The organism is Microbacterium sp. ARD31 (assembly GCF_031844425.1).
Genome location: NZ_JAUZVE010000001.1, coordinates 325,880 through 351,401, shown reverse-complemented (window position 1 = coordinate 351,401; position 25,522 = coordinate 325,880). Strand labels below are relative to the sequence as shown.

At 70.3% G+C, this 25,522-nt stretch carries 20 protein-coding genes; 8 read left to right on the top strand and 12 right to left on the bottom strand.

Going from position 1 to position 25,522, the window contains the following annotated elements; all coding sequences use genetic code 11:
• Window positions 1-16: 16 nt before the first annotated feature.
• Together Q9S36_RS01730 and zapE are read right to left on the bottom strand one after the other, a co-directional pair.
• Window positions 17-1,234 carry an ammonium transporter gene (locus tag Q9S36_RS01730; RefSeq protein WP_311283707.1) on the bottom strand — a complete coding sequence of 406 codons (1,218 nt, stop codon included), beginning with the start codon at window positions 1,232-1,234 and terminating at the stop codon, window positions 17-19.
• A gap of 195 nt (window positions 1,235-1,429) precedes the next feature.
• Window positions 1,430-2,461, bottom strand: a complete 1,032-nt coding sequence (gene zapE / locus Q9S36_RS01725; protein ID WP_311283706.1) for a cell division protein ZapE — start codon at window positions 2,459-2,461, stop codon at window positions 1,430-1,432.
• 64 nt (window positions 2,462-2,525) lie between these two features.
• Here zapE and Q9S36_RS01720 point away from each other — a divergent pair, with 64 nt between their 5' ends.
• Window positions 2,526-3,230: a dihydrofolate reductase family protein gene (locus tag Q9S36_RS01720; protein ID WP_311283705.1), complete on the top strand. Its 705-nt coding sequence runs from the start codon at window positions 2,526-2,528 to the stop codon at window positions 3,228-3,230.
• Here the strand turns inward: Q9S36_RS01720 and Q9S36_RS01715 are convergent.
• A complete protein-coding gene (locus Q9S36_RS01715) occupies window positions 3,202-4,428 on the bottom strand; it encodes an alpha/beta fold hydrolase (protein ID WP_311283704.1) in 1,227 nt (408 codons plus the stop codon). The genes Q9S36_RS01720 and Q9S36_RS01715 overlap by 29 nt on opposite strands.
• Before the next feature lie 25 nt (window positions 4,429-4,453).
• Here Q9S36_RS01715 and Q9S36_RS01710 point away from each other — a divergent pair, with 25 nt between their 5' ends.
• The 4 genes from Q9S36_RS01710 (at window position 4,454) to Q9S36_RS01695 (ending at window position 9,655) form a co-directional block, all read left to right on the top strand.
• Complete coding sequence (locus tag Q9S36_RS01710) at window positions 4,454-5,035, top strand: DUF3000 domain-containing protein (RefSeq protein WP_311283703.1); 582 nt, start codon at window positions 4,454-4,456, stop codon at window positions 5,033-5,035.
• On the top strand, window positions 5,028-6,224 hold the full coding sequence (locus Q9S36_RS01705) for a ribonuclease D (protein ID WP_311283702.1): 1,197 nt from the start codon (window positions 5,028-5,030) through the stop codon (window positions 6,222-6,224). The genes Q9S36_RS01710 and Q9S36_RS01705 overlap by 8 nt, the downstream gene beginning before the upstream one ends.
• 72 nt (window positions 6,225-6,296) lie before the next feature.
• On the top strand, window positions 6,297-7,502 hold the full coding sequence (locus tag Q9S36_RS01700; protein ID WP_253034609.1) for a thiolase family protein: 1,206 nt from the start codon (window positions 6,297-6,299) through the stop codon (window positions 7,500-7,502).
• A gap of 11 nt (window positions 7,503-7,513) precedes the next feature.
• Window positions 7,514-9,655: a 3-hydroxyacyl-CoA dehydrogenase NAD-binding domain-containing protein gene (locus Q9S36_RS01695; protein ID WP_311283701.1), complete on the top strand. Its 2,142-nt coding sequence runs from the start codon at window positions 7,514-7,516 to the stop codon at window positions 9,653-9,655.
• Between the two features lie 56 nt (window positions 9,656-9,711).
• Here the strand turns inward: Q9S36_RS01695 and pepN are convergent, their stop codons facing one another.
• From pepN to dut, 7 genes are all read right to left on the bottom strand, one after another.
• On the bottom strand, window positions 9,712-12,234 hold the full coding sequence (gene pepN / locus Q9S36_RS01690) for an aminopeptidase N (protein WP_311283700.1): 2,523 nt from the start codon (window positions 12,232-12,234) through the stop codon (window positions 9,712-9,714).
• A gap of 28 nt (window positions 12,235-12,262) precedes the next feature.
• Window positions 12,263-14,230, bottom strand: a complete 1,968-nt coding sequence (gene dxs / locus Q9S36_RS01685) for a 1-deoxy-D-xylulose-5-phosphate synthase (protein ID WP_253034606.1) — start codon at window positions 14,228-14,230, stop codon at window positions 12,263-12,265.
• Between the two features lie 74 nt (window positions 14,231-14,304).
• Window positions 14,305-17,169, bottom strand: a complete 2,865-nt coding sequence (locus Q9S36_RS01680) for an aconitate hydratase (protein ID WP_311283698.1) — start codon at window positions 17,167-17,169, stop codon at window positions 14,305-14,307.
• Between the two features lie 150 nt (window positions 17,170-17,319).
• Window positions 17,320-17,961, bottom strand: a complete 642-nt coding sequence (locus tag Q9S36_RS01675) for an LON peptidase substrate-binding domain-containing protein (protein ID WP_311283697.1) — start codon at window positions 17,959-17,961, stop codon at window positions 17,320-17,322.
• Window positions 17,962-18,003: 42 nt separating this feature from the next.
• Window positions 18,004-18,783 carry a DUF3159 domain-containing protein gene (locus Q9S36_RS01670; protein ID WP_311283696.1) on the bottom strand — a complete coding sequence of 260 codons (780 nt, stop codon included), beginning with the start codon at window positions 18,781-18,783 and terminating at the stop codon, window positions 18,004-18,006.
• Complete coding sequence (locus tag Q9S36_RS01665) at window positions 18,780-19,364, bottom strand: DUF3710 domain-containing protein (protein WP_064002126.1); 585 nt, start codon at window positions 19,362-19,364, stop codon at window positions 18,780-18,782. Before Q9S36_RS01665 ends, Q9S36_RS01670 begins: the two co-directional genes overlap by 4 nt.
• Window positions 19,361-19,810: a dUTP diphosphatase gene (gene dut, locus Q9S36_RS01660; protein WP_311283695.1), complete on the bottom strand. Its 450-nt coding sequence runs from the start codon at window positions 19,808-19,810 to the stop codon at window positions 19,361-19,363. The genes Q9S36_RS01665 and dut overlap by 4 nt, the downstream gene beginning before the upstream one ends.
• A gap of 12 nt (window positions 19,811-19,822) precedes the next feature.
• On the opposite strand from dut, the gene Q9S36_RS01655 reads away from it, so the two are divergent.
• Entirely contained in the window at window positions 19,823-20,293 is a 471-nt protein-coding gene (locus Q9S36_RS01655; RefSeq protein ID WP_064002128.1) for a DUF3093 domain-containing protein, read from the top strand.
• Between the two features lie 21 nt (window positions 20,294-20,314).
• Here the strand turns inward: Q9S36_RS01655 and Q9S36_RS01650 are convergent, their stop codons facing one another.
• Window positions 20,315-20,608 carry a DUF4193 domain-containing protein gene (locus Q9S36_RS01650; protein ID WP_018186686.1) on the bottom strand — a complete coding sequence of 98 codons (294 nt, stop codon included), beginning with the start codon at window positions 20,606-20,608 and terminating at the stop codon, window positions 20,315-20,317.
• Window positions 20,609-20,826: 218 nt separating this feature from the next.
• Here Q9S36_RS01650 and sepH point away from each other — a divergent pair, with 218 nt between their 5' ends.
• The gene (gene sepH, locus Q9S36_RS01645; protein WP_311283694.1) at window positions 20,827-21,849 is read left to right on the top strand and encodes a septation protein SepH; all 1,023 of its coding nucleotides are present in this window, start codon (window positions 20,827-20,829) and stop codon (window positions 21,847-21,849) included.
• Between the two features lie 3 nt (window positions 21,850-21,852).
• Here the strand turns inward: sepH and Q9S36_RS01640 are convergent, their stop codons facing one another.
• Window positions 21,853-22,983 (bottom strand): alkaline phosphatase family protein, encoded by a 1,131-nt coding sequence (locus Q9S36_RS01640; protein WP_311283693.1) that lies wholly within the window; start codon window positions 22,981-22,983, stop codon window positions 21,853-21,855.
• A 75-nt stretch (window positions 22,984-23,058) separates the two neighbouring features.
• On the opposite strand from Q9S36_RS01640, the gene Q9S36_RS01635 reads away from it, so the two are divergent.
• Window positions 23,059-25,512, top strand: coding sequence for a DNA topoisomerase IV subunit A (locus Q9S36_RS01635; protein WP_311283692.1), 2,454 nt, complete (start codon window positions 23,059-23,061; stop codon window positions 25,510-25,512).
• Window positions 25,513-25,522: the final 10 nt, after the last annotated feature.

The window sequence follows — 25,522 nt, the reverse complement described above, 5'->3', positions numbered from 1 at the left end:
CGGTGCGAGGTGCGTATCAGTCGACGAGAGCGTAACCCTCTTCGCCGTGGACGACGGTGTCGATGCCGGCGATCTCGTCCTCGTTCTTCACCCGGAAGCCGATCGTCTTCTCGATTGCAAAGCCGATGACGAAGGCGACCACGAACGAGTAGATGAGGACCGCGAAGGCGGCGACGGTCTGCGAGATCAGCTGGCCCGCGTCACCACCGGTGAACAGGCCGGTGCCGGTCGCGAAGAAGCCGAGGTACAGGGTGCCGAGGACACCGCCGACGAGGTGCACGCCGACCACATCGAGCGAGTCGTCGTAGCCAAGCTTCCACTTCAGCTCGATCGCGAGGGCACAGACCGCGCCGGCGATGACACCGAGCAGGAGCGCCCATCCCGGCGCCAGAGCGGCGCACGCGGGGGTGATGGCGACGAGACCGGCGACTGCACCGGAGGCTGCCCCGACCGACGTCGCCTTGCCGTCCTTGAGCTTCTCGACGAGAGTCCAACCCAGGATCGCGGCGGCGGTGGCGCCGAGCGTGTTGATGACGATGGTGCCCACGGCCTGGTCCTCGGTGCCGAGCAGACCGAAGGTGCCCTCGGCACCCGCGTTGAAGCCGAACCAGCCGAACCAGAGGATCGCGGCACCGAGCATGACGAGTGGCACGTTGTGGGGCTTGTGGATGCCCTTCTGGAACCCGACCCGCTTGCCCAGAACCAGCGCGAGGGCGAGAGCGGCTGCACCGGCGTTGATGTGGACAGCGGTACCACCGGCGTAGTCGATGACTCCGGGCAGCCCCGTGTTGTCACCCCAGTTGAAGATCCAGCCGTCGCCCCACACCCAGGCGGCGACGGGGAAGTAGACGACCGTTGCCCAGATGCCCGCAAAGATCATCCACGCGCCGAACTTTGCGCGGTCGGCGATCGCGCCCGAGATGAGGGCCACCGTGATGATCGCGAAGGTGGCTCCGTATGTGGCGCCGACGAGGGTGTCGCTGTCCGCCGCGGCGAGCCCGAAGTCGACGAACGGGTTACCGGAGAAGGCGAACGTGCCTCCGCCGAGGCTCATGTTGAACCCGAACAGGATCCAGAGGACGCCGATGAGACCCATGGCGCCGAAGCTGAGCATCATCATGCTCACGACGCTCTTGGCCTTGACGAGACCCCCGTAGAAGAACGCGACGCCCGGCGTCATGAAGAGTACGAGGGCTGTCGCGGCGACAGACCACGCGAGGTTTCCGCTGTCCATGAAGTTCCTCACTCATGTGTTGTGTAACTCGGTCCCGGCGCGCCTGTTCATTCGGGTAGGCAGCGCTGTCGGGCGCGATCAGTTTGGCGCCGTCGAGTTTCCGCGGCGGGATGCGTCGTGTTTCGCGCCGATTACGAGCGGGTCGAGCAGGTAAACATCAGGTTTCCCGGCTCTGCGAGTGAGGCGACGAGCACCCTAGGAGTGGGTGAGAGCCACCAGGCGCGAGACGGCGCGGAGGTACTTCTTGCGGTATCCGCCCGCGAGCATGTCCTCGCGGAACACGGAATCGAGCGGAGTCCCGGTGGCGCGGATCGGGATCTGCGCGTCGTACGCGCGGTCGACGAACGCCACGAAGCGCAGGGCGGCGGACTGGTCGTCGAATCCGACCACGTTCCGCAGGCCGATGGTCCCGATCCCCTCGATGAGGCGGATGTACCGCGACGGGTGCACCGAGGCGAGATGGCGGATGAACGCCCCGAAGTCGTCATCGGAGACGAGAGCGGATGCCGCGGCATCCGTCATCGCGCTCTCGTAGGCGACGTCGTCGAGGACGACCGCGTGACCGTCGACGGCGCGCTGCCGGTAGTCGGTGCCGTCGATCCGAATGGTCTGGAAGTGTTCGGCCATCGCATGGATCTCGCGGAGGAAGTCCTGCGCGGCGAACCGCCCCTCCCCCAGTGCGTTCGGCGGGGTGTTGGAGGTTGCGGCGAGCTTCGTGCCGGTGGGGACGAGCTCGGCGATGAGTCGCGTCATCACCATCGTGTCGCCCGGATCGTCGAGCTCGAACTCGTCGATGCACAGCAGGTCCGCGCCGCGGAAGAGTTCGACGGTCTTCTGATAGCCCAGCGCCCCGACCAGCGCGGTGTACTCGATGAACGAGCCGAAGTACTTCCGGCGTGCCGGCATCGCGTGGTAGATCGCGGCGAGCAGGTGGGTCTTGCCGACGCCGAAGCCGCCGTCGAGGTACACGCCCGGCTTCATCGGCGCTTCGCGCTTGGCGCGTCGGAAGAAGCCTCCCCGCGCGGCGGGTGCCCCACGACCCGAGCTGAAGACCTCGAGCAGGTCCTTGGCCCCCTGCTGCGAGGGATAGGCCTCGTCGGCGCGGTAGGTCTCGAAGGTGGCCCCGTCGAACTGCGGCGGCGGCACGAGAGCGGCGACCATCTCGGCACCGCTCACCTTCGGATCGCGTTCGCTCAGGTGCGTGGTTCCGGAGGAGGTGAGGGGCACCCGACCAGCCTAGCCGCCGGGCGCAGTCCCCTTCGCGGCCCGCAGCGCGTGCGAGGATGGCGGCGTGTGGGTGACCGAGGTGCTGCCGTCGACCGGGGAGCGGGTTGATGCCGCGACGCCCAAGGGGCGCGCATGGTTGGCCGACCGGTACGCGCCGGCCGCGGACGCCTGGGTCCGCCTCAACATGATCACCTCCTTGACGGGGTCGGCCGTCGGCCCGGACGGCACGAGCGACACCCTCACGAACCGCGCCGACCGCGCGATCCTCGGCGTCATCCGCGCGGGCGCGGACGCCGTCGTCGTGGGAGCGCAGACCGTGCGAGCCGAGGGGTACGTCCTCCCCCGTCGCTCCCGCCTCGTGGTCGTGTCGCGAGCGGGTGACCTCGCCGGGCACCGACTCGAACCCGCCGCCGACGGACCCGAAGACCAGGTGCTCCTCCTGCTGCCCCCGGACGCGCCGACCCCGCGCCCCGTGCCCGGTGTCACCCTCGTCCGCGTCACGCTGGACGACGGACGGATGCCGGTGCCCGGCATCCTTTCCGCCCTCGCCGACCGCGGCATCCGACGCATCGTCTGCGAGGGCGGCCCGTCGTTGGCCGGACAGTTCGCCGCGGCCGACGTCGTCGACGAGTACTGCATCACGGCAGCGCCCCGGTTGGTCCCGAGCGCCGGACCGTTCCTGCCGCTGACGGACGCCGTCGACACGACACCCGCGGGCGTGCTCGTCGACGACGACGGATTCAGTTACCTGCGTCTGCGTCGCCGGTGAGGTCCCGCGCCGACAGCCAGTCGCGGATGTCCGAGGTCCAGCGCTCCTCGTCGTAGTTCCACAGCTTCGTGTGCCGGGCCCCCTCGAACTCGTCGAGCGTGACGAGGTCGGGACGTCGATCCCGCAGCGCACGGGAGGCCGCCGGCGGCACGAAGTCGTCCGCCGCGCTGTGCAGGATCAGGATCGGCGCGACGAGCTCGTCCGCGCGGGCGAGGACGTCGAGACGGTCCCACGGGATCGGGTCGCCCGCCCCCGTCAGCGACGACGCCCATGGGCGGGTCAGCGCGTCGAGGGCGAGATGCGTCAGCGGGCGCGGGATGCGGGTGAGGTCGGCGTGATGCGTCAGCACGCGGCGCCAGTCGACGACGGGCGAGTCGAGGATGACGCCGGCGATGAGGTCGCGGTGGGCAGATCCCGCCGCCAGCTGCAGCGCGATCGCGCCGCCCATCGACCACCCCATGAGGATGATGCGCCGCGCCCCGGCGCGGCGGGCGTAGCCGATCGCGCGGTCGACGTCGCGCCACTCGGTCGCGCCCAGTGCCGAACTCCCTCCGCGGCTGCGCGGGGCGTCGGCATCGTTGCGGTAGGAGGTGAGCATCGAGGTGATCCCCGCGGCATGGAAGACCGGCACGGCCCGCAGGGTCTCCGCACGCGTCGTGCCGCGTCCGTGGATGTGCACCGCCCAGACGTCGCTCCCGCCGTCCGCGGGGAACACCCACGCGGGGCACGACCCGAGCGAAGTGCTGACCGAGACCTCCTCGAACGGGAGATGCAGTTCGGCGGGATCGGAGAAGTACCACCCGCTGAAGGCTGCGGCGGCGTCGAGGCGATCCGACTCGTCGATCTGGGTGAGGAGCTTGCGGGTGACGGTGTCCGTCCCCGCGGCGAGCACGGTGCCGAGCTTGATGTAGCTCTGCGTCCCGGTGGTGAACAGGCCGTAACGCCCCGGGAGGACGGTGTCCGCCGAGCGCGAGAGCGTGATGGTCTGCGCGGCGACGTCGACGTCGACGTCGACGAGGGTCGTGTCCGGCACCCGAGCGGAGAGCGTCACGACGCGCCGCGCGACGCGACCGGCGAGGAGCGCGAGCAGTCCCGTCGTGCTGACGAGCGCCGTGGTGAGTGCGACGACTGTGCTGCGCATCGTGGGAACGGTCCCGGGTCGGGCCGCGTCGGGGACGGCGCGCCTGGAAGCCTTCATGGTGCCCTCACTCTAGTCTGTCGCCGTGACCGAACCCCCGACCGGGACGCCGGAGTTCCTCGCTGTGAGCGACGCGTTGCGCGCCCTGCACTTCCGCGAGGACTTCGTCGTTCGTGAGATCGCCGCACCGGCATCCCTCGCCCCCGAGGCCATCGCCTTCGCGGGCGACGTGCGTCCGGACGACGACGGTGAATCCCCTTACGGGACGGGCCGGATCGTCATCCTCCATGACGCCTCGGAACCGGATGCCTGGGGCGGCTCCTGGCGGATCGTCTGCTTCGCGCAGGCCCCTCTCGAACCCGAGATCGGCACCGATCCCCTGCTGGCCGACGTAGCCTGGTCATGGCTGGTCGATGCACTCGCAGCGCGTGGAGCGACGTTCCACGCGGCATCCGGCACAGCGACCAAGACCCTTTCGAAGGGTTTCGGAACGCTGGCCGCCGAGGGCGACGGTGCGCAGATCGAACTCCGCGCGTCGTGGTCCCCCGACGGGGATCCGACCGGTCACATGGACGCCTGGGGCGAGCTGGTCTGCATGTTGGCAGGTCTCCCCCCGGGTTCGGAGAACATCGCCGTGTTCGGCGGACAGCGGAGTACACGTGGCTGAATACGAGGTCATCGCCGATCTGGATGCGGCGGCGGCCGCAGCGTCGCGCCTGGCGGCCGGTCACGGTCCCGTGGCCGTCGACGTCGAGCGGGCGTCGGGCTTCCGCTACTCGCAACGCGCCTACCTCATCCAGGTCTACCGGCGCGGCAGCGAGGTGTTCCTGTTCGACCCGCCCGCGATCGGTGACCTCTCCGCCCTGCAGGCGGCGATCGGCGACGAGGAGTGGGTGCTGCACGCCGCCAGCCAGGATCTGCCGTCGCTGCGCGAGGCCGGACTCGAGCCGCCCCGCATCTTCGACACCGAACTCGCCGCCCGACTGCTCGGTCGCGACCGGGTGGGTCTGGGCGCCGTCGTCGAGGACACGCTCGGCATCACCCTGGCCAAGGCGCACTCAGCGGCGGACTGGTCGACCCGGCCGCTCCCCCAGGGGTGGCTCGAATACGCTGCGCTGGACGTGCTGCACCTGATCGACGTCCGCGACGCCCTGGCGACCGAACTCGATGAACAGGGCAAGACCGCCTTCGCCCAGGAGGAGTTCGAGGCAGTGCGCACCCGCGCCCCCAAGCCGCCGCGCGAAGAGCCGTGGCGCCGGCTGAGCGGGCTCCACACGGTGCGCGGTCGCCGCGCGCTCGCCGTCGCCCGTGCGCTGTGGCAGGCCCGCGAGGACTACGCCCGCGAAGAGGACGTCTCCCCGGGAAGGCTCGTGCCCGACCGCGCGCTCGTCGCGGCCGTCATCGCAGACCCCGCGACCAAGCAGGACCTCGCCCGCGTGAAGGAGTTCACGGGACGCGCGAGCCGCAGTCAGCTGGACCGCTGGTGGGCGGCCATCGAGGCGGGGCGCGCAGATCCCGCCCTGCCCGCCGAGCGGGGCCCGGGTGACGGGATGCCGCCGCCCCGGGCATGGGCCGATCGCAACCCCGCGGCGGACGCGCGCTTGAAGGCCGCCCGGCCTCTCGTGGAGGCGCGCGCCGAAGAGCTGGGGATGCCGACGGAGAACCTCCTGACGCCCGACCTGCTCCGCCGTGTGGCCTGGCATCCGCCGGCCGAGGTGACGGCCGAGTCGATCGGCGATGCCCTCGGCGAGCTGGGCGCGCGCCCGTGGCAGATTGCACAGACTGCACAGGTGATCGCCACGGCCTTTGTCGATTCCGTGCAGGTGCCCGACGCGGCATCCGAGACCGCTTCGTAGGTTCGACCCAACCGATTTTCGCGGTATCGCGGCCTCCTTAGGCTGGGTGGGAACCCAATCATTGGAGGCAGTGTGGCCGAGCTTTCGGACGTCTATTTCGTCGACGGAATGCGCACCCCGTTCGGGCGTGCGGGCGAAAAGGGCATGTATTGGAACACGCGCGCCGACGACCTCGCCGTCAAGGCGACGATCGGCCTCATGGAACGGAACCCCGACGTCCCGGCTGAGCGCGTCGACGACGTCGCGATCGCCGCGACGAGCCAGACCGGCGAGCAGGGGCTGACCCTGGGGCGGTCGGTGGCGATCCTCGCGGGGCTTCCGCAGACGGTCCCCGGCTTCGCCATCGACCGGATGTGCGCGGGCGCCATGACGAGCGTCACCACGATGGCCGGGGCGATCGGCGTCGGCATGTACGACGTCGCGCTCGCGGGCGGTGTGGAGCACATGGGGCACTACCCGATCGGCGGCAACGCCGACCCCAACCCGCGGTTCGTCGCCGAGAAGATGGTCGATCCCGGCGCCCTCAACATGGGAGTCACGGCGGAGCGCATCTTCGACCGGTTCCCGCAGCTCACGAAGGAGCGCTCCGACCGGTTCGGCATGCTGAGCCAGCACAAGGCGCAGGCGGCCTACGAAGCCGGCAAGTTCCAGCCCGACCTCGTCCCCGTCGCGGTGAAGGATGCTGCCGGCGCGTGGGGACTGGCGACCGAGGATGAGGGCCGTCGTCCGCAGACGACGATGGCCGACCTCGCCGCCCTCAAGACGCCGTTCCGCCCGCACGGTCGCGTGACGGCCGGCACCTCCTCCCCGCTCACCGACGGCGCGACCATGTCGCTCCTCGCCGGCGGCGGCGCGGTCAAGGAACTGGGGCTCACGCCGAAGATGCGGATGGTCTCGTTCGCCTTCGCGGGCGTCCAGCCCGAGATCATGGGCATCGGCCCGATCCCCTCGACCGAGAAGGCGCTGAAGAAGGCGGGCCTCACGATCGACGACATCGGCCTGTTCGAGCTGAACGAGGCCTTCGCCGTGCAGGTCATCTCGCTGCTCGACCACTTCGGCATCGCCGACGACGATCCGCGCGTGAACCCCTGGGGCGGCGCGATCGCGCTCGGGCACCCGCTGGCGGCATCCGGTGTCCGCCTCATGATCCAGCTGGCGGCGCACTTCGCGGAGCGACCCGACGTCCGTTACGGCCTCACCGCGATGTGCGTCGGCCTCGGACAGGGGGGCTCCGTCATCTGGGAGAACCCGCACTACAACGGCAAGAAGAAGAAGTGAGGCAGCCGACCATGACGAACTACGACCGGATCGACTTCTCGCCCCTTCTCGCCCTCTCCGACAGCGAGGTCGTGACCCACTCCCCCGTCCGCGACATCACGCTCGCCAGCGGCAAGGTCCTCGCCCTCATCACGCTCGACAACGGCCGCGACCACACCCGCCCCAACACGCTGGGCCCGGCGACGCTCACCGAGCTCGGCGCGACGCTTGACACCCTGGCGACGCGGGCGGCCGCGGGCGAGATCGACGCCGTCGGCATCACCGGCAAGCAGTACATCCTGGCCGCCGGCGCCGACCTCAGCGAGGTCAGCACCGTCGGTTCGGTGGAGAACGCGCGACTCATCGCCCAGCTCGGCCATCACGTGCTCGGCAAGCTGTCCGACCTCGGCGTGCCCTCGTTCGCGTTCGTGAACGGGCTCGCGCTCGGCGGCGGCCTCGAGATCGCGTTGAACTCGACCTACCGGACGGTGGATGCCTCGGCTGCGGCGATCGCCCTCCCGGAGGTCTTCCTCGGGATCATCCCCGGCTGGGGCGGCGCGTACCTGCTGCCGAACCTCATCGGCATCGAGAACGCCCTCGAGGTCGTCATCTCGAACCCGCTGAAGCAGAACCGGGTGCTCAAGCCGCAGCAGGCGTACGACCTCGGCATCATGGACGCGATCTTCCCCGCCTCGAGCTACCTCGAATCGTCGCTGCGCTGGGCCGACGACGTCCTCACCGGCGCCGTCAAGGTCGAGCGCAAGAACGCCCCCGGCAAGATCGAGCGCCTCACCAAGTGGCCCATCGCGATCAAGATGGCCCGCGGCATGCTCGAGTCGAAGATCGGAACGGTGCCCCGGTCGCCGTACGTGGCTCTCGACCTGCTCGACAAGGCCAAGAGCGGCACCAAGGCCGAGGGCTTCGCGCGGGAGGACGAGGCGCTCGCCTCGCTCGTCACGGGCGACCAGTTCGCGGCATCCATGTACGCGTTCGACCTCGTGCAGAAGCGCGCGAAGCGGCCGGTTGGTGCGCCCGACAAGGCTCTCGCGAAGAAGGTCACGAAGGTCGGCGTCATCGGTGCGGGACTCATGGCCAGCCAGTTCGCGCTGCTGTTCGTGCGCAAGCTGCAGGTGCCCGTGCTCATCACGGACCTCGACCAGGCGCGCGTCGACAAGGGTGTCGCGTACATCCACGACGATATCGGCAAGCTCGAGGCGAAGGGCCGGCTCGACGGCGACACCGCCAACAAGCTGCGCGCCCTCGTGACCGGGACGACGGACAAGTCCGCGTACGCCGACTGCGACTTCGTCATCGAAGCCGTCTTCGAAGAGGTCGGCGTCAAGCAGGCCGTCTTCGCCGAGATCGAGGCCGTGGTGGCCGAGGACGCGATCCTCGCGACGAACACCTCGTCGCTGTCGGTCGAGGAGATCGGCGCGAAGCTCGCGCACCCCGAGCGACTCGTCGGCTTCCACTTCTTCAACCCGGTCGCGGTCATGCCGCTCATCGAGGTCGTGAAGACGCCGAAGACGTCGGATGCCGCCCTGTCGACCGCCTTCGTCGTCGCGAAGGGCCTCGGTAAGAACGCGGTCCTCACCGCTGATGCGCCCGGCTTCGTCGTGAACCGACTGCTCGCCAAGGTCATGGGCGAGGCGGCCCGCGCCGTCTACGAGGGCACACCCGTCGCCGATGTCGAGAAGGCGTTCGCTCCGCTGGGCCTACCCATGGGACCGTTCCAGCTCATCGACCTCGTCGGCTGGAAGGTCGCCGCGCACGTGCAGGACACGATGGTGCGCGCCTTCCCCGACCGCTTCTACGCGAACGAGAACTTCCACGAGCTCGCCGCGCTCGACGCGGTGGTCGAGAAGGACAAGGGGGGCCGGGTGACCGGCTTCACGAAGGCCGCCGAGAAGGTCGCGAAGAAGGCGACCGGATCGACACCGGCATCCGCTGAGGAGATCCTCCGCCGGGTGCAGGACGGCCTCGCGCAGGAGATCAAGCTGATGCTCGACGAGGGCGTCGTGCCCGAGGTCGAGGACATCGACCTCTGCCTCATCCTCGGCGCGGGTTGGCCCTTCATCGACGGTGGCGCCACGCCGTACCTCGACCGCGAGGGAGCCAGCGAGCGGGTGTTCGGCGAGACGTTCCACCACCCGCCGATCCGCGGCATCGCCTGATCGGACGGCAGGAAGGGAGCGGCCCCGGGGTGGATCCCCGGGGCCGCTTCCGTGCGTCAGCGTGCCTCGAGCACCGCCTGGGCCGCACGGACCCGCAGGTCGCGCGCCAGGTGGTCGCGCTCCTCGAGGACGATGCGGCGGAGCGAGCCCGGCGCGTCCGGATGTTCGGCCAGCCACGCGTCGACCGCCGCGGTGTCCTCCGTGGCGGGGAACAGCCCGCGCACCAGACGCGCCGCGATCTCGATGCTGCGCGAGCGCCAGACCGGCAGGATCCGGGCGAAGTAGTCGTCGTCGAACGCCGTCACGAGCGGCCGGCTCGCACCCGCTCGGACTCCTCGGATGACCGCGCCCAGGTGATCGTTCGTCAGGGTCGGGTCGTCCCACGCCGCGCGCCACGCATCGGCACGGACGGATGCCTCGGGCCGAGCAGCGAGAGCGGCGAGACGCGCCGTACGGCCCGACGACGTGGCATCCCGCGCCGCCTCCTCCTCGATGCGTCTCGCGTCCGCCCGGCCCGAGGCGGCGAGTCCGAACACCCACCCCCAGCGCAGGTCGGGGTCGAGCGCGAGCCCCTCGGGGGTCGGGGCCCGACCGTCGAGGATCGCCGTCATGAGCTCGGCGCGACCGTCCGACAGCTCAGCGGCCACCCCGACGGCACGCGCCCAGATGAGCTGCGCGTCCGAACCGGGGGCCGCGGCGTCCATCGCGGCCCCGGCGGTGTCGAGCCACGCATCCGCCGCCGCGGCACGGGCGGCGTCCGGGACGTAGTGGCGGACCGCAAAGGCCGCGTGGGCGAGGACGTCCGCGAGCAGGGCGGGGTGCGGTTCCTGCGGCGCATGCCGTGCCGCGATGGCGAGGTAGACGGATGCCGCGAGCTCGCCGTCCCGGACGGCGTTCCACAGCGCAGCCCAGACGACCCCCCGCGCGACCGCATCCGGCATGGTCGACAGACCCTCCCGGACCGCGGCGAGCGACCGGTCGTCGAGCCGCACCTTCGCGTACGACCGGTCGTCGACGTTCGCCACGACCACAGCGGCGTCGGGGAGGACGGGGGCGGTCACGACCGTCCGCTCCTCGAACAGGTCGACGGCGACGTCGCCGCGGACCACGAGCCGCCCGCCCTCGTCGTCCCAGAGCCCGACGCGGACGGCATGGGGCCTCGCGACGTCCTGCGCGACCGCGAGGGGGGCGCGCTCGGTCGTGAGGGTGGGCAGACCCGTCGTCTCGAGCCACGCGGCGCTCCACGACCGCAGGTCGCGGCCCGAGGCCTCTTCGAGAGCCGCCAGGAGGTTCTCCAGCGTCGTGTTGCCGTAGGCGTGCGCCGCGAAGTAGCGGCGCGCTCCGCGGAAGAACGCCTCCTCGCCGACGAAGCCCACGAGCTGCTTCAGGACCGAGGCGCCCTTGGCGTAGGTGATCCCGTCGAAGTTGAGCTTGGCCGCCTCGAGATCGGGGATGTCGGCGACGATCGGATGCGTCGTCGGCAGCTGGTCCTGCACGTACGCCCAGCCCTTCCGCCGGCTCGCGAAGGTGACCCAGGCATCCGGGTGGAGCCCCGTCGCGACGTTCGCGTGGGTCCCCATGAAGTCGGCGAACGACTCCTTGAGCCACAGGTCGTCCCACCACCGCATCGTCACGAGGTCGCCGAACCACATGTGGGCCATCTCGTGCAGGATCGTGTTCGACCTGGCTTCGCGCTGGGCCGCCGTCGCCGCTCCCCGGAAGACGTACGCCTCGGTGAACGTCACCAGCCCGGGGTTCTCCATCGCGCCGAGGTTGTACTCCGGGACGAAGATCTGGTCGTACTTGCCCCACGGGTAGTCCTGGTCGAACGCGCTCGTGAAGAAGTCCAGGCCGCGACGGGTGATGTCGAGGATCTCGTCCGCGTCGAGGTGCTCCGCGAGCGAGGCGCGACAGAGCACCCCGAGGTCGACGCTCTGGCGCTCACCGCGCCACACACCGTCCACGCGGTGGTACGGGCCCACCGCGACCGCGGTGACGTAGCTCGAGAGCGGCGGCGTCTCGGCGAACGAGACCCGGACGCCGCCGTCGACGTCGGTGCGCCCGGTCTCCGCACCGCCGGAGAGGATGACACCGGCGCCCGCGGCCGTGACGTGGAAGGTCCACCGCGCCTTCAGATCGGGCTGCTCGAAGCAGGGGTAGACCCGGCGGCTGTCGGCGGGCTCGTACTGCGTGTAGAGGTACACCGCGCCGTCGACCGGGTCGGTGAAGCGGTGCAGACCCTCACCCGACCGGCTGTACCGGCCGCGCGCGCGGATCCGCACCGTGTTGCGTTCGGCCAGGCCCGTCAGTCGGATGCGGGCGCCGTCCCAGTCGACCTTTCGGGTCTCGCCGTTGATCTCCACCTCGTCGACCGACGCGCCCAGGAAGTCCACCCAGGTCTCCGAGGTCGCCGCGTCGAAGCGGAGGATGCTCTGCGTCTCGAAGTCCTCGCGCGCCGGGTCGGACGCCGATCGCACGTCGAGGTCGACCTCGATCGTCTCGAGCGTGACGACGGATGCGCGGGCCGCGGCATCCTCTCGACTCAGGTTCTCATCGCCGGGATGCTGCGGTGTCTGCATCCCTCCATGCTGTCACGCAGGGGCGACGTCAGTCCGACGCGGAGTCGGCGGGGCCGCGCAGTTCGACGTCCTGCGAGGACCACACCGCGTCGTCGGTCGATTGCCGGGCGATCGGCACGCGCGTGCCGAGGACCTGAGCGACCACGTCCTGCGCGATCTTCGGTGCCGTGAGCCCCGCATCCGCGAGGATCTGCTCGCGACTCGCGTGGTCGATGAACTCGTCGGGGAGCCCCAGCTCATCGACCGCGGTCGACACTCCGGCCTCGCGCAGCACCTGCCGGACCCGGGTGCCGACGCCGCCGACGCGGATGCCGTCCTCGATCGTGATCACGAGGCGGTGGGATGCCGCCAGGTCGACGATCGCGGGGCGGATCGGCACGGCCCATCGAGGATCCACGACGGTCGACCCGATGCCCTGCGCGCGCAGACGTTCGGCGACGGCGACGGCGAGGTGGGCCATGGGTCCGATCCCGACCAGGAGCACGTCCTCCGCGCCGCTGCGGTAGAGGACGTCAGTACCGTCCTCGAGCCGCTCGATCGCCTCGAGGGCGTCGGGTACGGACCCCTTCGGGAAGCGCACGACGGTCGGGGCGTCCTCGACCGTGATGGCCTCGTCGAACAGTTCGCGCAGCCGCTCGCCGTCGCGGGGTGCCGCCAGACGGATGCCGGGGACGAGCTGCAGCATGGCGAGGTCCCAGATGCCGTGGTGGCTGGGGCCGTCGGGGCCGGTGACACCCGAGCGGTCGAGGACGAAGGTGACGCCCGCCTTGTGGAGGGCGACGTCCATCATGACCTGGTCGAACGCGCGGTTCATGAAGGTCGCGTAGATCGCGACGACGGGGTGGAGTCCGCCGAAGGCGAGACCTGCGGCCGAGGCGACCGCGTGCTGCTCGGCGATGCCCACGTCGTACACGCGGTCGGGGAACCGCTGCGCGAACGGTTGCAGACCTGTCGGGCGGAGCATCGCGGCGGTCATCGCGATGATGTCCTCGCGCCGGTCGCCGGCGTCGACGAGGGCGTCCGCGAACACATCGGTCCACGCCACGGCATCCGAGGCTCCGATGGGCTCACCCGTGACGGGGTCGATCTTGCCGACCGCGTGGAACTGGTCGGCCTCGTCGCGCCGAGCCGGCTCGAAGCCGCGCCCCTTGTCGGTGATCGCGTGCACGATGACGGGGGCGCCGTACTCCTTCGCGAGGCGGAGGGTTTCCTCCATCGCGTCGAGGTCGTGCCCGTCGACGGGACCGAGGTACTTGATGTCGAGGTTGGAGTAGAGCGCGATGTTGTTCGTGAACCGGGAGAGGAACCCGTGCGTGCCGCCGCGCACACCGCGGTAGACGGCGCGCCCGATCGGGCCGAACAAGCGCGAGACGTGCGCGGAGCTGCGACGGAGCGTCTGGTAGCTGTCGGCGGTGCGCACGCGGTTGAGGTAGCGGGCCATGCCACCGATGGTCGGCGCGTACGACCGGCCGTTGTCGTTGACGACGATGACGAGGTTGCGGTCGTTGTCGTCGGAGATGTTGTTGAGCGCCTCCCACGTCATCCCGCCCGTCAGCGATCCGTCACCGACGACGGCGACGACGTGACGGTCCTTGCGCCCGGTGCGGGTGAGGGCACGCGAGACGCCGTCGGCCCAGCTCAGCGAGCTCGACGCATGCGAGGACTCGACGACGTCGTGCGGGCTCTCCGACCGCTGCGGGTAGCCGGCGAGGCCGCCGCGGGAGCGGAGCTTCGAGAAGTCCTGTCGCCCGGTCAGCAGCTTGTGGACGTAGGACTGGTGCCCCGTGTCGAAGATGATGGGGTCGTTCGGCGAGTCGAACACACGGTGCAAGGCGATCGTCAGCTCGACCACGCCGAGGTTGGGCCCGAGGTGGCCACCGGTCCGCGAGACGTTCTCGACGAGGAAGGTCCGGATCTCGTCGGCGAGGATGTGGAGCTCCTCGCTCGAGAATCGGTCGAGGTCACGTGGACCGGTAATTCCCTCGAGAAGACTCATGTCCAGAGTCTACGTGGCCCTACGCGAGAGGACCCCGAATCCACGCGGAGCCGGGGTCCTCTTGACAACGGACCTCAGACGAGCGAACGCAGCACGTACTGCAGGATGCCGCCGTTGCGGTAGTAGTCGGCCTCACCGGGGGTGTCGATACGGACGACCGCGTCGAACTCGATCGTCTGCTTACCCTCGGGCGAGAACTCGCTGGGCTCGGCGACGACCTTCACCGTCTTCGGGGTGACGCCCTCGTTGAGCTGCTCGAGACCCGTGATCGAGACGATCTCGGTGCCGTCGAGGCCGAGCGACTTCCAGCTCTCCCCCTCGGGGAACTGGAGCGGCACGACACCCATGCCGATGAGGTTCGAGCGGTGGATGCGCTCGAAGCTCTCGGTGATGACCGCCTTGACGCCCAGCAGGCTCGTGCCCTTGGCCGCCCAGTCGCGCGACGAGCCCGAGCCGTACTCCTTGCCGCCGAAGACGACGAGCGGGGTGCCCTGCGCCTGGTAGTTCTGGCTCGCGTCGTAAATGTACGACTGCGGGCCGCCCGGCTGCGTGAAGTCGCGGGTGAACCCGCCCTCGACGACCTTGCCGTCGTTGACGGCGGCCACGAGCTCGTTCTTCAGGCGGATGTTGGCGAAGGTGCCGCGGATCATGACCTCGTGGTTCCCGCGGCGCGAGCCGTAGGAGTTGAAGTCCTTCTGCGCGACCCCGTGCTCGGTCAGGTACTGCGCGGCGGGGGTGCCCGCCTTGATGTTCCCGGCCGGGCTGATGTGGTCGGTCGTGACCGAGTCGCCGAGCGTCGCCATGACGCGCGCGCCGGAGATGTCGGTGACCGGTGCGGGGGTGCGCTCCATGCCGTCGAAGTACGGCGCCTTGCGGACGTACGTCGAGTCCTCGTCCCATTCGAAGACGGGACCGGTGGGCGTGGGCAGGTTCTTCCAGCGCTCGTCGCCGTCGAAGACGGTCGAGTACTGCTTGATGAACTGCTCGCGGGAGATCGACTGGTCGATGACCTCCTGCACCTCGTCGGGCGAGGGCCAGATGTCCTTCAGGAACACGTCGTTGCCGTCCGCGTCCTTTCCGAGGGCATCGGTCTCGAAGTCGAAGTTCATCGACCCGGCGAGGGCGTAGGCGACGACCAGCGGCGGCGACGCGAGGTAGTTCATCTTCACGTCGGGGCTGATGCGACCCTCGAAGTTGCGGTTGCCCGAGAGCACCGCGGTCACGGCCAGGTCGTTCTCGTTGATGGCCGCCGAGACCTCGTCGATGAGCGGGCCCGAGTTACCGATGCAGATCGTGCAGCCGTAGCCGACGGTGTAGAAGTCGAGCGCCTCGAGCGCCTTGTCGAGCCCGGACTTCTCGTAGTAGTCCGTGACGACCTTCGAGCCGGGGCCGAGCGTCGTCTTGACCCACGGCTTGCGCTTCAGGCCCTTGTCGGTGGCCTTCTTGGCGAGCAGGCCCGCCGCGATCATGACCGACGGGTTCGACGTGTTCGTGCACGAGGTGATGGCCGCGAGGGTCACCGCGCCGTTGTCGAGGAGGTAGGACTGCCCGTCGGGCGTCGTGACCTTGACCGGCTTGGATGCCGCGTGGCGGGCACCGCTCGAGATCATCGAGGGGACGTGCTCGTGGTCGTGCTGGTGCGAGACGCCCTCTGCCGAAACCGTCTCGTGCTCAACACCCGGGGTGGTACCCGGGTCGGAGGCGGGGAACGTGCCCTCGATCTCGACCGAGTCCTCCTCGGCGGCATCCGCGTAGTTGAGGATGTCCTTCTCGAACTGGCTCTTCGCCTCGGAGAGCAGGATGCGGTCCTGCGGGCGCTTCGGGCCGGCGATGGAGGGGACGACCGTCGAGAGGTCGAGCTCCATGAACTCGCTGAAGCTGAGGTCGCGCGCCGGGTCGTGCCACAGCGACTGCGCCTTCGCGTACGCCTCGACCAGCGCGACGGTCTGCTCGTCGCGACCGGTCAGACGCAGGTAGTCGAGCGTGACGTCGTCGACGGGGAACATGGCCGCGGTCGAGCCGAACTCCGGGCTCATGTTGCCGATGGTGGCGCGGTTGGCGAGCGGCACCTGGGCGACGCCTTCGCCGTAGAACTCGACGAACTTGCCGACGACGCCGTGCTTGCGGAGCATGTCGGTGATCGTGAGGACGACGTCCGTGGCGGTCACGCCGGCGGGGATCTCACCGGTCAGCTTGAAGCCCACGACGCGCGGGATCAGCATGGAAACGGGCTGGCCGAGCATCGCGGCCTCGGCCTCGATGCCGCCGACACCCCAGCCGAGCACACCCAGGCCGTTGACCATCGTGGTGTGCGAGTCGGTGCCGACACAGGTGTCGGGGTAAGCGCGCAGCACACCGTCGACGGTGCGGTCGTAGACGACCTTGGCCAGGTGCTCGATGTTGACCTGGTGGACGATGCCGGTGCCGGGCGGGACGACCTTGAAGTCGTCGAAGGCGGTCTGGCCCCAGCGGAGGAACTGGTACCGCTCGCCGTTGCGCTCGTACTCGATCTCGACGTTGCGCTCGAGAGCGTTCTCGCTGCCGAAGAGGTCGGCGATGACCGAGTGGTCGATGACCATCTCGGCGGGCGAGAGCGGGTTGATCTTGTTGGGGTCGCCGCCCAGGGCGGTCACGGCCTCGCGCATCGTGGCGAGGTCGACGATGCACGGGACACCGGTGAAGTCCTGCATCACGACGCGTGCGGGCGTGAACTGGATCTCCGTGTTCGGCTCGGCGTCGGGCTGCCAGTTCCCGAGAGCCTCGATCTGCTCCTTCGTGACGTTCGCACCGTCTTCGGTGCGGAGCAGGTTCTCGAGGAGGATCTTGAGGCTGTACGGAAGCTTCTCGTAGCCGGGAACGGTGTCGATGCGGAAGATCTCGTAGTCGGTGTCGCCGACCGTGAGTGTGCTCTTCGCACCGAAGCTGTCAACAGTGGACACGTGTGCTCTCCTTCGTCGGCGGGCGCGGCGTGAGCCGGCCCTCCCATCTTCGCCCCGCCCGGTCCCGGCGGCTAGTGAGGTCTGCCTTACCATGACGGGCGAAATCTATCTTGATATCAAGATACCTCACGGACGCCTCTGGCACGTGTGTCAGACGTCCCCGTCTTCCGTATCGGCCACATCCGCGATCCGGGCGATGAGGACCGGTTCCTCCTCGAGACACATCCCGCGCAGCCGTTCGAGCAGATCCGCGATGCTCGTGGAACCCAGCAGGCGGAACCGGTCGTACTCCCCCAGCGGGGCCATGGCGGCCAGCTGCCACGTCGAGACGACGGGATCGTCGGCCACCTCGGCATCCGGATCCCAGCGCGCTTCATCGAGGACCGCAGCCAACGTCGCGACACGACGCACGACGCGCTCCACCTCACGGCGCAGCGGCAGGAGGTCCTCGTCCCAGGCGAGCGGCGCGACGGGTGACACGTCCGCCACGGGATGCGGGTCGTCCTCACCCCACCTGTGGACGGCGATCCGCTCCCCTCCCACCGCGATCACGAACAGGTCCTCGGCGCCCGCCTCGACCCGGACGATGCGCGCCAGGGTTCCGAGCATCGCGCGCTCGTCGCCGCCCCCGGCCTCGAATCCGCGCTCGATCAGGACCACCCCAAACGACGGGTCGTCGGCATCGAGCAGCCGCCCGATCATCGTGAGGTACCGCGGCTCGAAGACGCGCAGCGCGAGCGGCGTGTGCGGGAGCAGCACGCTTCCCAGCGGGAACATCGGCACGGCGTCCATGGGCTCAGTCAATCAGCCCCGCGGCGCCGGTGGGGTGGTTCCTCAGCTCTCGTCGAGGCGCGGGACACGCGGCGGGTACAGCGCCCGGACCGCGAGCCATGTCACGGCGACCATCGGGGCGAACAGCGGCAGACCCATGACGAGTTTGAGCGTGCCGAGCGCTGCGACCTCCCCCGCGAGGTACAACGGGAGCTGCACGGCCAGCCGGGCGTAGAACAACGCCGCCCACGCGATCGTGAGCCAGAAGAAGGCACGACGCTTGCGTCGGTCGGCGCGCCACGCGGTGCCCTCGTTCATGAGGAAGCCGACGGCGAGCCCGATGAGCGACCAGCCGATCAGTGCCGAGATCAGCAGACCGGTGCCGTACGCGGCGTTCGTGATCAGCCCGGGGACGAAGTTGTCCTCGCCGCGACCGGTGAACAGCGCGAGCGCGGCAGCGACACCCGTCGCGACGAGACCGCCGAAGGCGGCGGCCGCCGGCGACCGCTGGAGGAGGCGGATGATCGTGAACACGGCCGCGAGCCCGACCGACGCCACGAGTGAGAGCACGAGGTTCTGCCCGGTCACGGTGAAGAGGACCACGAAGACGAGACCGGGGAGGACGGATTCGGCGATGCCGCGCCATCCCCCCATCGCCCGCCAGACGACGTGACCGGTCGTCGCATCCTCGGCCGGATCCAGTCCGGCCCGCTTCGCCGCACCGCCCAGGGCCTGCCCAAGCAGCTCGGACGCCGTCGCACCCTCGGATGCGACCGGGGGGACGAGGTCGGGGCGGGGCGTCGAGGGCTCGTCGGATCCGCCCTGGTCCTGCGACGCGGTCATGCGCTGCCGGGAGAGGCGGGCATCTTCAGCGGGATCAGGTCGCGTGGCGGCATGGGAGTCGCTCCCCGCACCACGACGATCGATCGGAAGAGGTCCTCGACCTGCGCCGCAGCGTCGATGTCGCTCGCGGCGGCTCCGCCGATGACGCCGCGCAGGAACCACCGGGGACCGTCGACACCCACGAACCGGGCGAGACGCTTGCCGGCCGCGCCGTCGGCTCCCGCGACGGGGACCTCGGCGAGCAGCTCGGGACCGAGCGGGCCCTCGCGCTCCTCGACGCGACCGCCCTGCTGGCGCACCTGCTGTCGGATCTGCTCGCGCGTCTCCTCCCACAAGCCGCTCGAGCGCGGCGCGGCGAAGGGCTGGACCTGCAGCGTGGAGCCGGCGTAGTCGAGGCCGACGGCCACGATGCGCTTGGTCTGCTCCTCGACCTCGAGACGCAGGTTCAGGCCCTCGCGGGGCAGCACCTTCACGCCGCCGAGATCGATGTACGGACGGACGGGATTGGCTTCCGCCTCGTCGAAGGGACCGTTGCTGGCACGATCGCTCGGTGCCGACTTGGGGGCGAGCTCGTCGCTCATGCGGGTTGTCCTGTCGTATAGCCGGTGGATCCGAATCCCCCGTCGCCGCGCACACTGTCGGGAAGCGCGTCGACGGGGAGGAAGGTCGCCCGCGAGACGGGCATGACGATGAGTTGGGCGATGCGGTCGCCGGGCGCGACGTCGAACGCCTCTGCGGCATCCGTGTTCAACAGCGTGACCTTGATCTCGCCGCGGTAGCCGGCATCCACCGTCCCTGGGGAGTTGACCACCGTGATGCCGTGTTTCGCCGCGAGACCGCTGCGCGGTACGACGAAGGCGACGTAGCCGTCGGGCAACGCGATGCGCACGCCGGTGCCGATCAGGGCGCGCTGCCCGGGGGCGAGTCGGACCCGCTCCGTGGCGACGAGGTCGGCGCCCGCGTCGCCCGGGTGCGCGTAGACGGGGACCTGAGCCGAGATAATGGGAACGTCCACGGTATCCATCACCCCCCGAGGCTAATGCACAACACCGACCGCTCCGCTCCCCCCTCGTACCGCGAGCGGCTGAGCCCGTCGCTGTGGCTGCTGGTCAGTGCCGCGGTGTGCGCACCGATGGCCGCGGTGACCTTCGCGCCGATCGACACGACCCTCGCGCTCGTGGTCGGTCTGGCCGTCGGCGTGGGCCTCGTCTCGGCACTCATCGCCGGCGCTCCGGTGGTCTCGGTGAGCGACGGCGAGCTCCGCGTGGGCCGCGCGCACATCGCCGTCAGCGACCTCGGCGAGCCCGAGATCCTCGCCGGCGAGGCCGCGCGGGCCGCCCGCGGCAGCGACCTCCGCCGCGACGACTGGCACCTCCTGCGCGGAGGCATCGACGGTGTCGTCCGCGTTCCCGTCGCAGACGAAGACGACCCCACGGCGCGGTGGGTGTTCTCGTCCCGCACTCCCGAGAGGGTGGCGGCGATGATCACCCGCGCGCAGCGGGGTCGCTGAGACCTGGAAGGTCGGTGCCGGTCAGGCCGCGCACTCGGTGCAGATGGCACCGATCGAGGTCTGGTGGTCGATCTGGGTGCGGTGCTTCACGAGGAAGCACTCGACACAGGTGAACTCGTCCTCCTGCGGAGGCAGGACGACGACGTCGAGGTCGACGTCGGAGAGGTCGGCGCCGGGCAGTTCGAAACCGCTCGGGTTGTCGGAGTCCTCGACGTCGACCGAGCCGGACATCTTGTCCGGGACGCGTTCCTTCAGAGCCTCGATCGACTCGCTGTCGTCTTCGGTCTTGCGGGGGGCGTCGTAATCCGTGGCCATGCGAGAACGTCTCAACTTTCGGGGTGTTGCAGTGGGTGCGGCCCGTTCGGGCGGCCATAGTTTGCATCACGCACCCGTGAATCGCAAATGGGCCGCCGGGTCGCCGCCGCCTTTCGGAGGGGCCTCACCGCAAACTCGCGGCACGCCCCGGATATTCCCGTCGCCGGGCGCCCGCCGTGACACCATGGGCGCACACGCTGGATCTGGAGGACGTCCGCATGGAACAGCTCAAAGTGATCGGCACCGAGGACGGTCGCCTCATGCTCGCGACCGACGCCGGCGACCGCTTCTCGCTCGCCGTCGACGAGGCGCTGCGCACGCAGTTGCGCCGTCTGCAGCGCGACGCCGAACCTCGACTCGCCCGCCCCAACCCCCGCGACATCCAGGCGCACATCCGTGCCGGGATGTCGGCTGAGGACGTCGCCCAGCTGCTCGGAGTCCGCGTCGAGGACGTCCAGCGTTTCGAAGGGCCCGTCCTCGCCGAGCGCGAGCACGTCGTCGACCAGGCCCTCGCCGTGACTGTGCTGATCGGCGGCGAGCTCGACCCCGGGGCGCAGCCCACGTTCGGCAACGCCGTGCGCGCGAAGCTCGCCGAGGCGGGCGCGACCGGCGAACGGTGGACGAGCTGGAAGGACCAGAACGGCTGGACCGTGAAGCTCGAGTTCACCGTCGGCGAGGTCGAGCACGACGCGCGGTGGTCGTTCGACCCCCGCCGATCCTCGCTCGCACCCCAGAACTCTGACGCGACGCAGCTCTCCCGGCAAGGCTCCCTCCCGGAGGGCCTCATCCCTCGCCTGCGCGCACTCGACACCGCTCCGCAGAAGGATGCCTCGCGGTTCGACAGCGGATCGTTCGGTCCCCGCGGGCTCGTCGCCCCCGACGGCGCGGCCGAAGTGACCGACGATCGCCCCTCCTCCTCGGCGGCTGTCCAGCAGGCCGCGATCAAGCGTGCCCCGGACGCCCCGGTGACCTCCGCGGAGACGGCCGACCTCCTCGAGGCGCTCCGCCGCCGCCGCGGACAGCGCGAGCCGATGCCGACGGAACAGACCGAACAGCGGTCGTCGAGCCCGGTCGCCCTGTTCGACACGCTCGAGACGCCCGAGGAGTCCGTCCCCGACGAGCCGGCACCCACCGAGACCGAGGCGAGCGAGGCTCCGGCCGAGCAGACGCGCCGCCGCGGACGCACGTCGATGCCGTCGTGGGACGAGATCGTCTTCGGCGCCCGCACCGAGGACGGCTGAGCGTCAGGCGAAGGACCCCAGTCGCACCATCGGGACGACGCGCTCCTGATCAGTGAGTGATCCGTGCTGCCCGATCATGCTCTGCGGCCGCTTGTCCGACTCCCGGTCGTCGTAGTACGCGACCGCTGAGCGGGCGGCCACCAGGACGTCGCCGATGCGAGGGAGCACCTCCGCGTCCACGACCTCGCCGAACAGGCCCGCCGCGACGGCCTCGTCGCGCGACAGCACCCAGGACCTTCCGGACTCGGCCTCGTGCCACCGACGCAAGACGTCGTCCGCGCGTCCCTCCTCCGCGTAGAGATGGAGCATGCGCGGCTCGCCGCCCACGATGCGGACGTCGTCCACCAGCGGATCGCCGTCCTGCAGGAGCAGGTGACGGTGCCGCGGGACGTCGACCACCCCGTGGTCGGCCGTAACGACGGCACCCGCGTGGGCGCCCATCGCCGTGTCGAGATCGCGCGCCGCCACGTCGACGGTCTCCAGCGCGGCCGACCATTCGTCGCTCTCCCACCCGCGCGCGTGCGCGATCGTGTCGAGCTCGGGGATGTAGGTGTAGACGAGGGCGCCCGGATGCCGCAACGCGAGATCCGCGGAGCGCTCCATGCGCTCCGCGATGGTCGTGGCCCCGATGAACTCCGCCCCGCGCTGCAGCGCGCGGGTGAACCCGGTCGCGGCGTACCGCGGCGACGAGACGACGAAGCAGGGTCGCCCGGCTGCGGTCTCGCGTTCGAGTATCGGCGCGCATCGCTGCCACGTGAGCGGATCGAGACCGTCGGTCTCCCAACCCTTGAGCTGATTCGGTGCAAGGTCGGTGCCCGGCACCCGCACGCGGTAGCCGACGAGGCCGTGCCGGCCCGGCGACTCCCCGGTGAGCAGACTCGTCAGCGCCGCTGCGGTCGTCGCGGGGAAGACGGTGCGCGCGGCATCCTTCTTCGTCATGCGTCCGGCGAGGAAACGGGCGTACCCGGCGCGGGCGGTGAGGTTCGATCGACCGAGTCCGTCGACCATGACGACGATCGCCGATCGCGCCGGCGCGAACCACTCGCCGCGCCCCTGCAGCGACGCCAGGATCTGCGGCACGACACCGGTGAGGCTCCGGGCCGTGGGCGGGTCCGCGGGTAGGCTGGCAGTCATCCGGGTCAGTCTTCCACACGGTGCCCCGCCGCCGTCCTGACCCCTGGCAGCATCTCCCGAAGACCGATCGAGGCCATGGCATCGCGCACTCCCCCTCCCCCTCCCGCCGTTGAACGCATCGAGGACGTCGATCTCGCCGACGAGATGCAGGGGTCCTTCCTGGAGTACGCCTACTCGGTCATCTACTCGCGCGCCCTGCCCGACGCGCGGGACGGCCTGAAGCCGGTGCAGCGCCGCATCCTGTTCCAGATGTCGGAGATGGGGCTGCGCCCCGACCGCGGGCACGTCAAGAGCGCGCGCGTCGTCGGCGACGTCATGGGAAAGCTCCACCCGCACGGAGACTCCGCGATCTACGACGCGCTCGTGCGTCTCGCCCAGGACTTCGCCCTGCGCGTCCCGCTCGTCGACGGCCACGGCAACTTCGGCTCGCTCGACGACGGCCCCGCGGCGGCGCGGTACACGGAGGTCCGACTCGCGGCATCCGCCCTCGCACTCACCGAGAACCTCGACGAGGACGTCGTCGACTTCATCCCGAACTACGACGGCCAGTTCCAGCAGCCCGAGGTGCTGTCGGCCGCCTTCCCGAACCTCCTCGTCAACGGCGCGACCGGCATCGCCGTCGGCATGGCGACCAACATGGCGCCGCACAACCTCATCGAGGTCGTCTCGGCGGCCGTCCACCTGCTCGAACACCCCGATGCGACCCTCGACGAGCTCATGGAGTTCGTGCCGGGTCCCGACCTCCCCGGCGGCGGCGTCATCGTGGGACTCGACGGCATCAAGGAGGCGTACGAAACGGGCCGCGGCTCCTTCCGCACGCGCGCGAAGACGTCGATCGAATCGCTCGGCCCGCGTCGCACCGGCATCGTCGTCACCGAGCTCCCCTACATGGTCGGCCCCGAGCGGGTGATGGAGAAGATCCGCGACGCCGTCACCGCGAAGAAGCTCACCGGCATCTCGGACCTGACCGACCTCACCGACCGCAACAACGGTCTGCGGCTCGTGATCGGCATCAAGACGGGCTTCGACCCGAACGCCGTGCTCGAGCAGCTGTACCGCCTGACGCCGCTCGAGGACTCGTTCGGCATCAACAACGTCGCCCTCGTCGCGGGTCAGCCGCAGACGCTCGGGCTGAAGGACCTCCTGCGGGTGTACCTGGACCACCGCATCCAGGTCGTCACGCGGCGCAGCCGCTACCGGCTCGCCCGCAAGCAGGAACGCCTCCACCTCGTCGAGGGACTCCTCATCGCGATCCTCGACATCGACGAGGTCATCCAGGTGATCCGCACCTCGGACGACAGCGATCAGGCCCGCACGCGACTCATGGACGTGTTCGACCTGTCGCAGCCGCAGGCCGAGTACATCCTCGAACTGCGCCTGCGCCGGCTGACGAAGTTCTCGCGTGTCGAGCTCGAGAGCGAGCGCGACACCCTGAAGGCCGACATCGCCGCGCTGGAGGAGCTGCTGGCCAGCGACGTGCTCCTGCGCCGTCAGGTCGCGAAGGAGCTGGATGCCGCGGCCGAGTCCTTCGGCACGCCGCGCCGCACCCTGCTCATGAACGGCGGACCGGTCACCCCGCGCGGCCGCGCCGCTGCCCCCGCCGATCTGCAGATCGCCGACGCCCCGTGCCGCGTCTTCCTCTCCGCGACCGGCCGCATGGTGCGCGCAGAGCTGGTGCCCGACGCACCGGGCGGCGGCATCGTGCCGCCGGTCCGACGATCCAAGCACGACGCCATCCGGTCGGCGGTCGACACGACGACCCGCGGCGACCTGGGCGCGGTGACCACGCTCGGACGCCTCGTCCGGTTCACCCCCGTCGACCTCCCCTCGGTCCCGGCGAACTCGGTGCAGCTGGCGGCCGGCACACGCGCCGCGCAGTACCTCGGGTTGGGCGCGAACGAGCATGTGCTCGCCCTCGTCCCGTTGACGGGCGACGCGCCGATCGCGCTGGGCACGGCGCAGGGCGTCGTCAAGCGTGTCGCGGCGACCGAGCTCCCGGCCGGCAAGCCGGACGTCGAGATCATCGCGCTCAAGCCGGGCGACACCGTCGTCGGGGCGGCGCTCGCGGCGGACGGGACCGAACTCGTCTTCGTCACGACCGATGCCCAGCTGCTGCGGTTCGATGCCGCGGCCGTGCGTCCCCAGGGCCGCTCGGCGGGCGGCATGGCCGGCATCCGTCTGGCAGGCGACGCCCGTGTGATCGCCTTCACCGCCGTAGCCGCGACCGACGACACCGTCGTCACGACCGTCGCCGGATCCACCGCGGCCCTGCCGGGGACGGATGCCGGATCCGCGAAGGTCTCCGCGTTCACCGAGTTCCCCGCCAAGGGGCGTGCGACCGGCGGCGTGCGCGCGCAGCGATTCCTCCGCGGCGAGGACGCGCTCATCCTCGCCTGGGTGGGCGATGGCCCCCGCGCCGTGGGTGCGGACGGTTCGGTCCGGCAGCTGCCCGAACCGGGTGCGAAACGCGACGCCTCCGGTCAGGCCCTCGACGCCGTCATCGGCGCCATCGGCACCGCGGTCTCCTGAGGCGGCACGG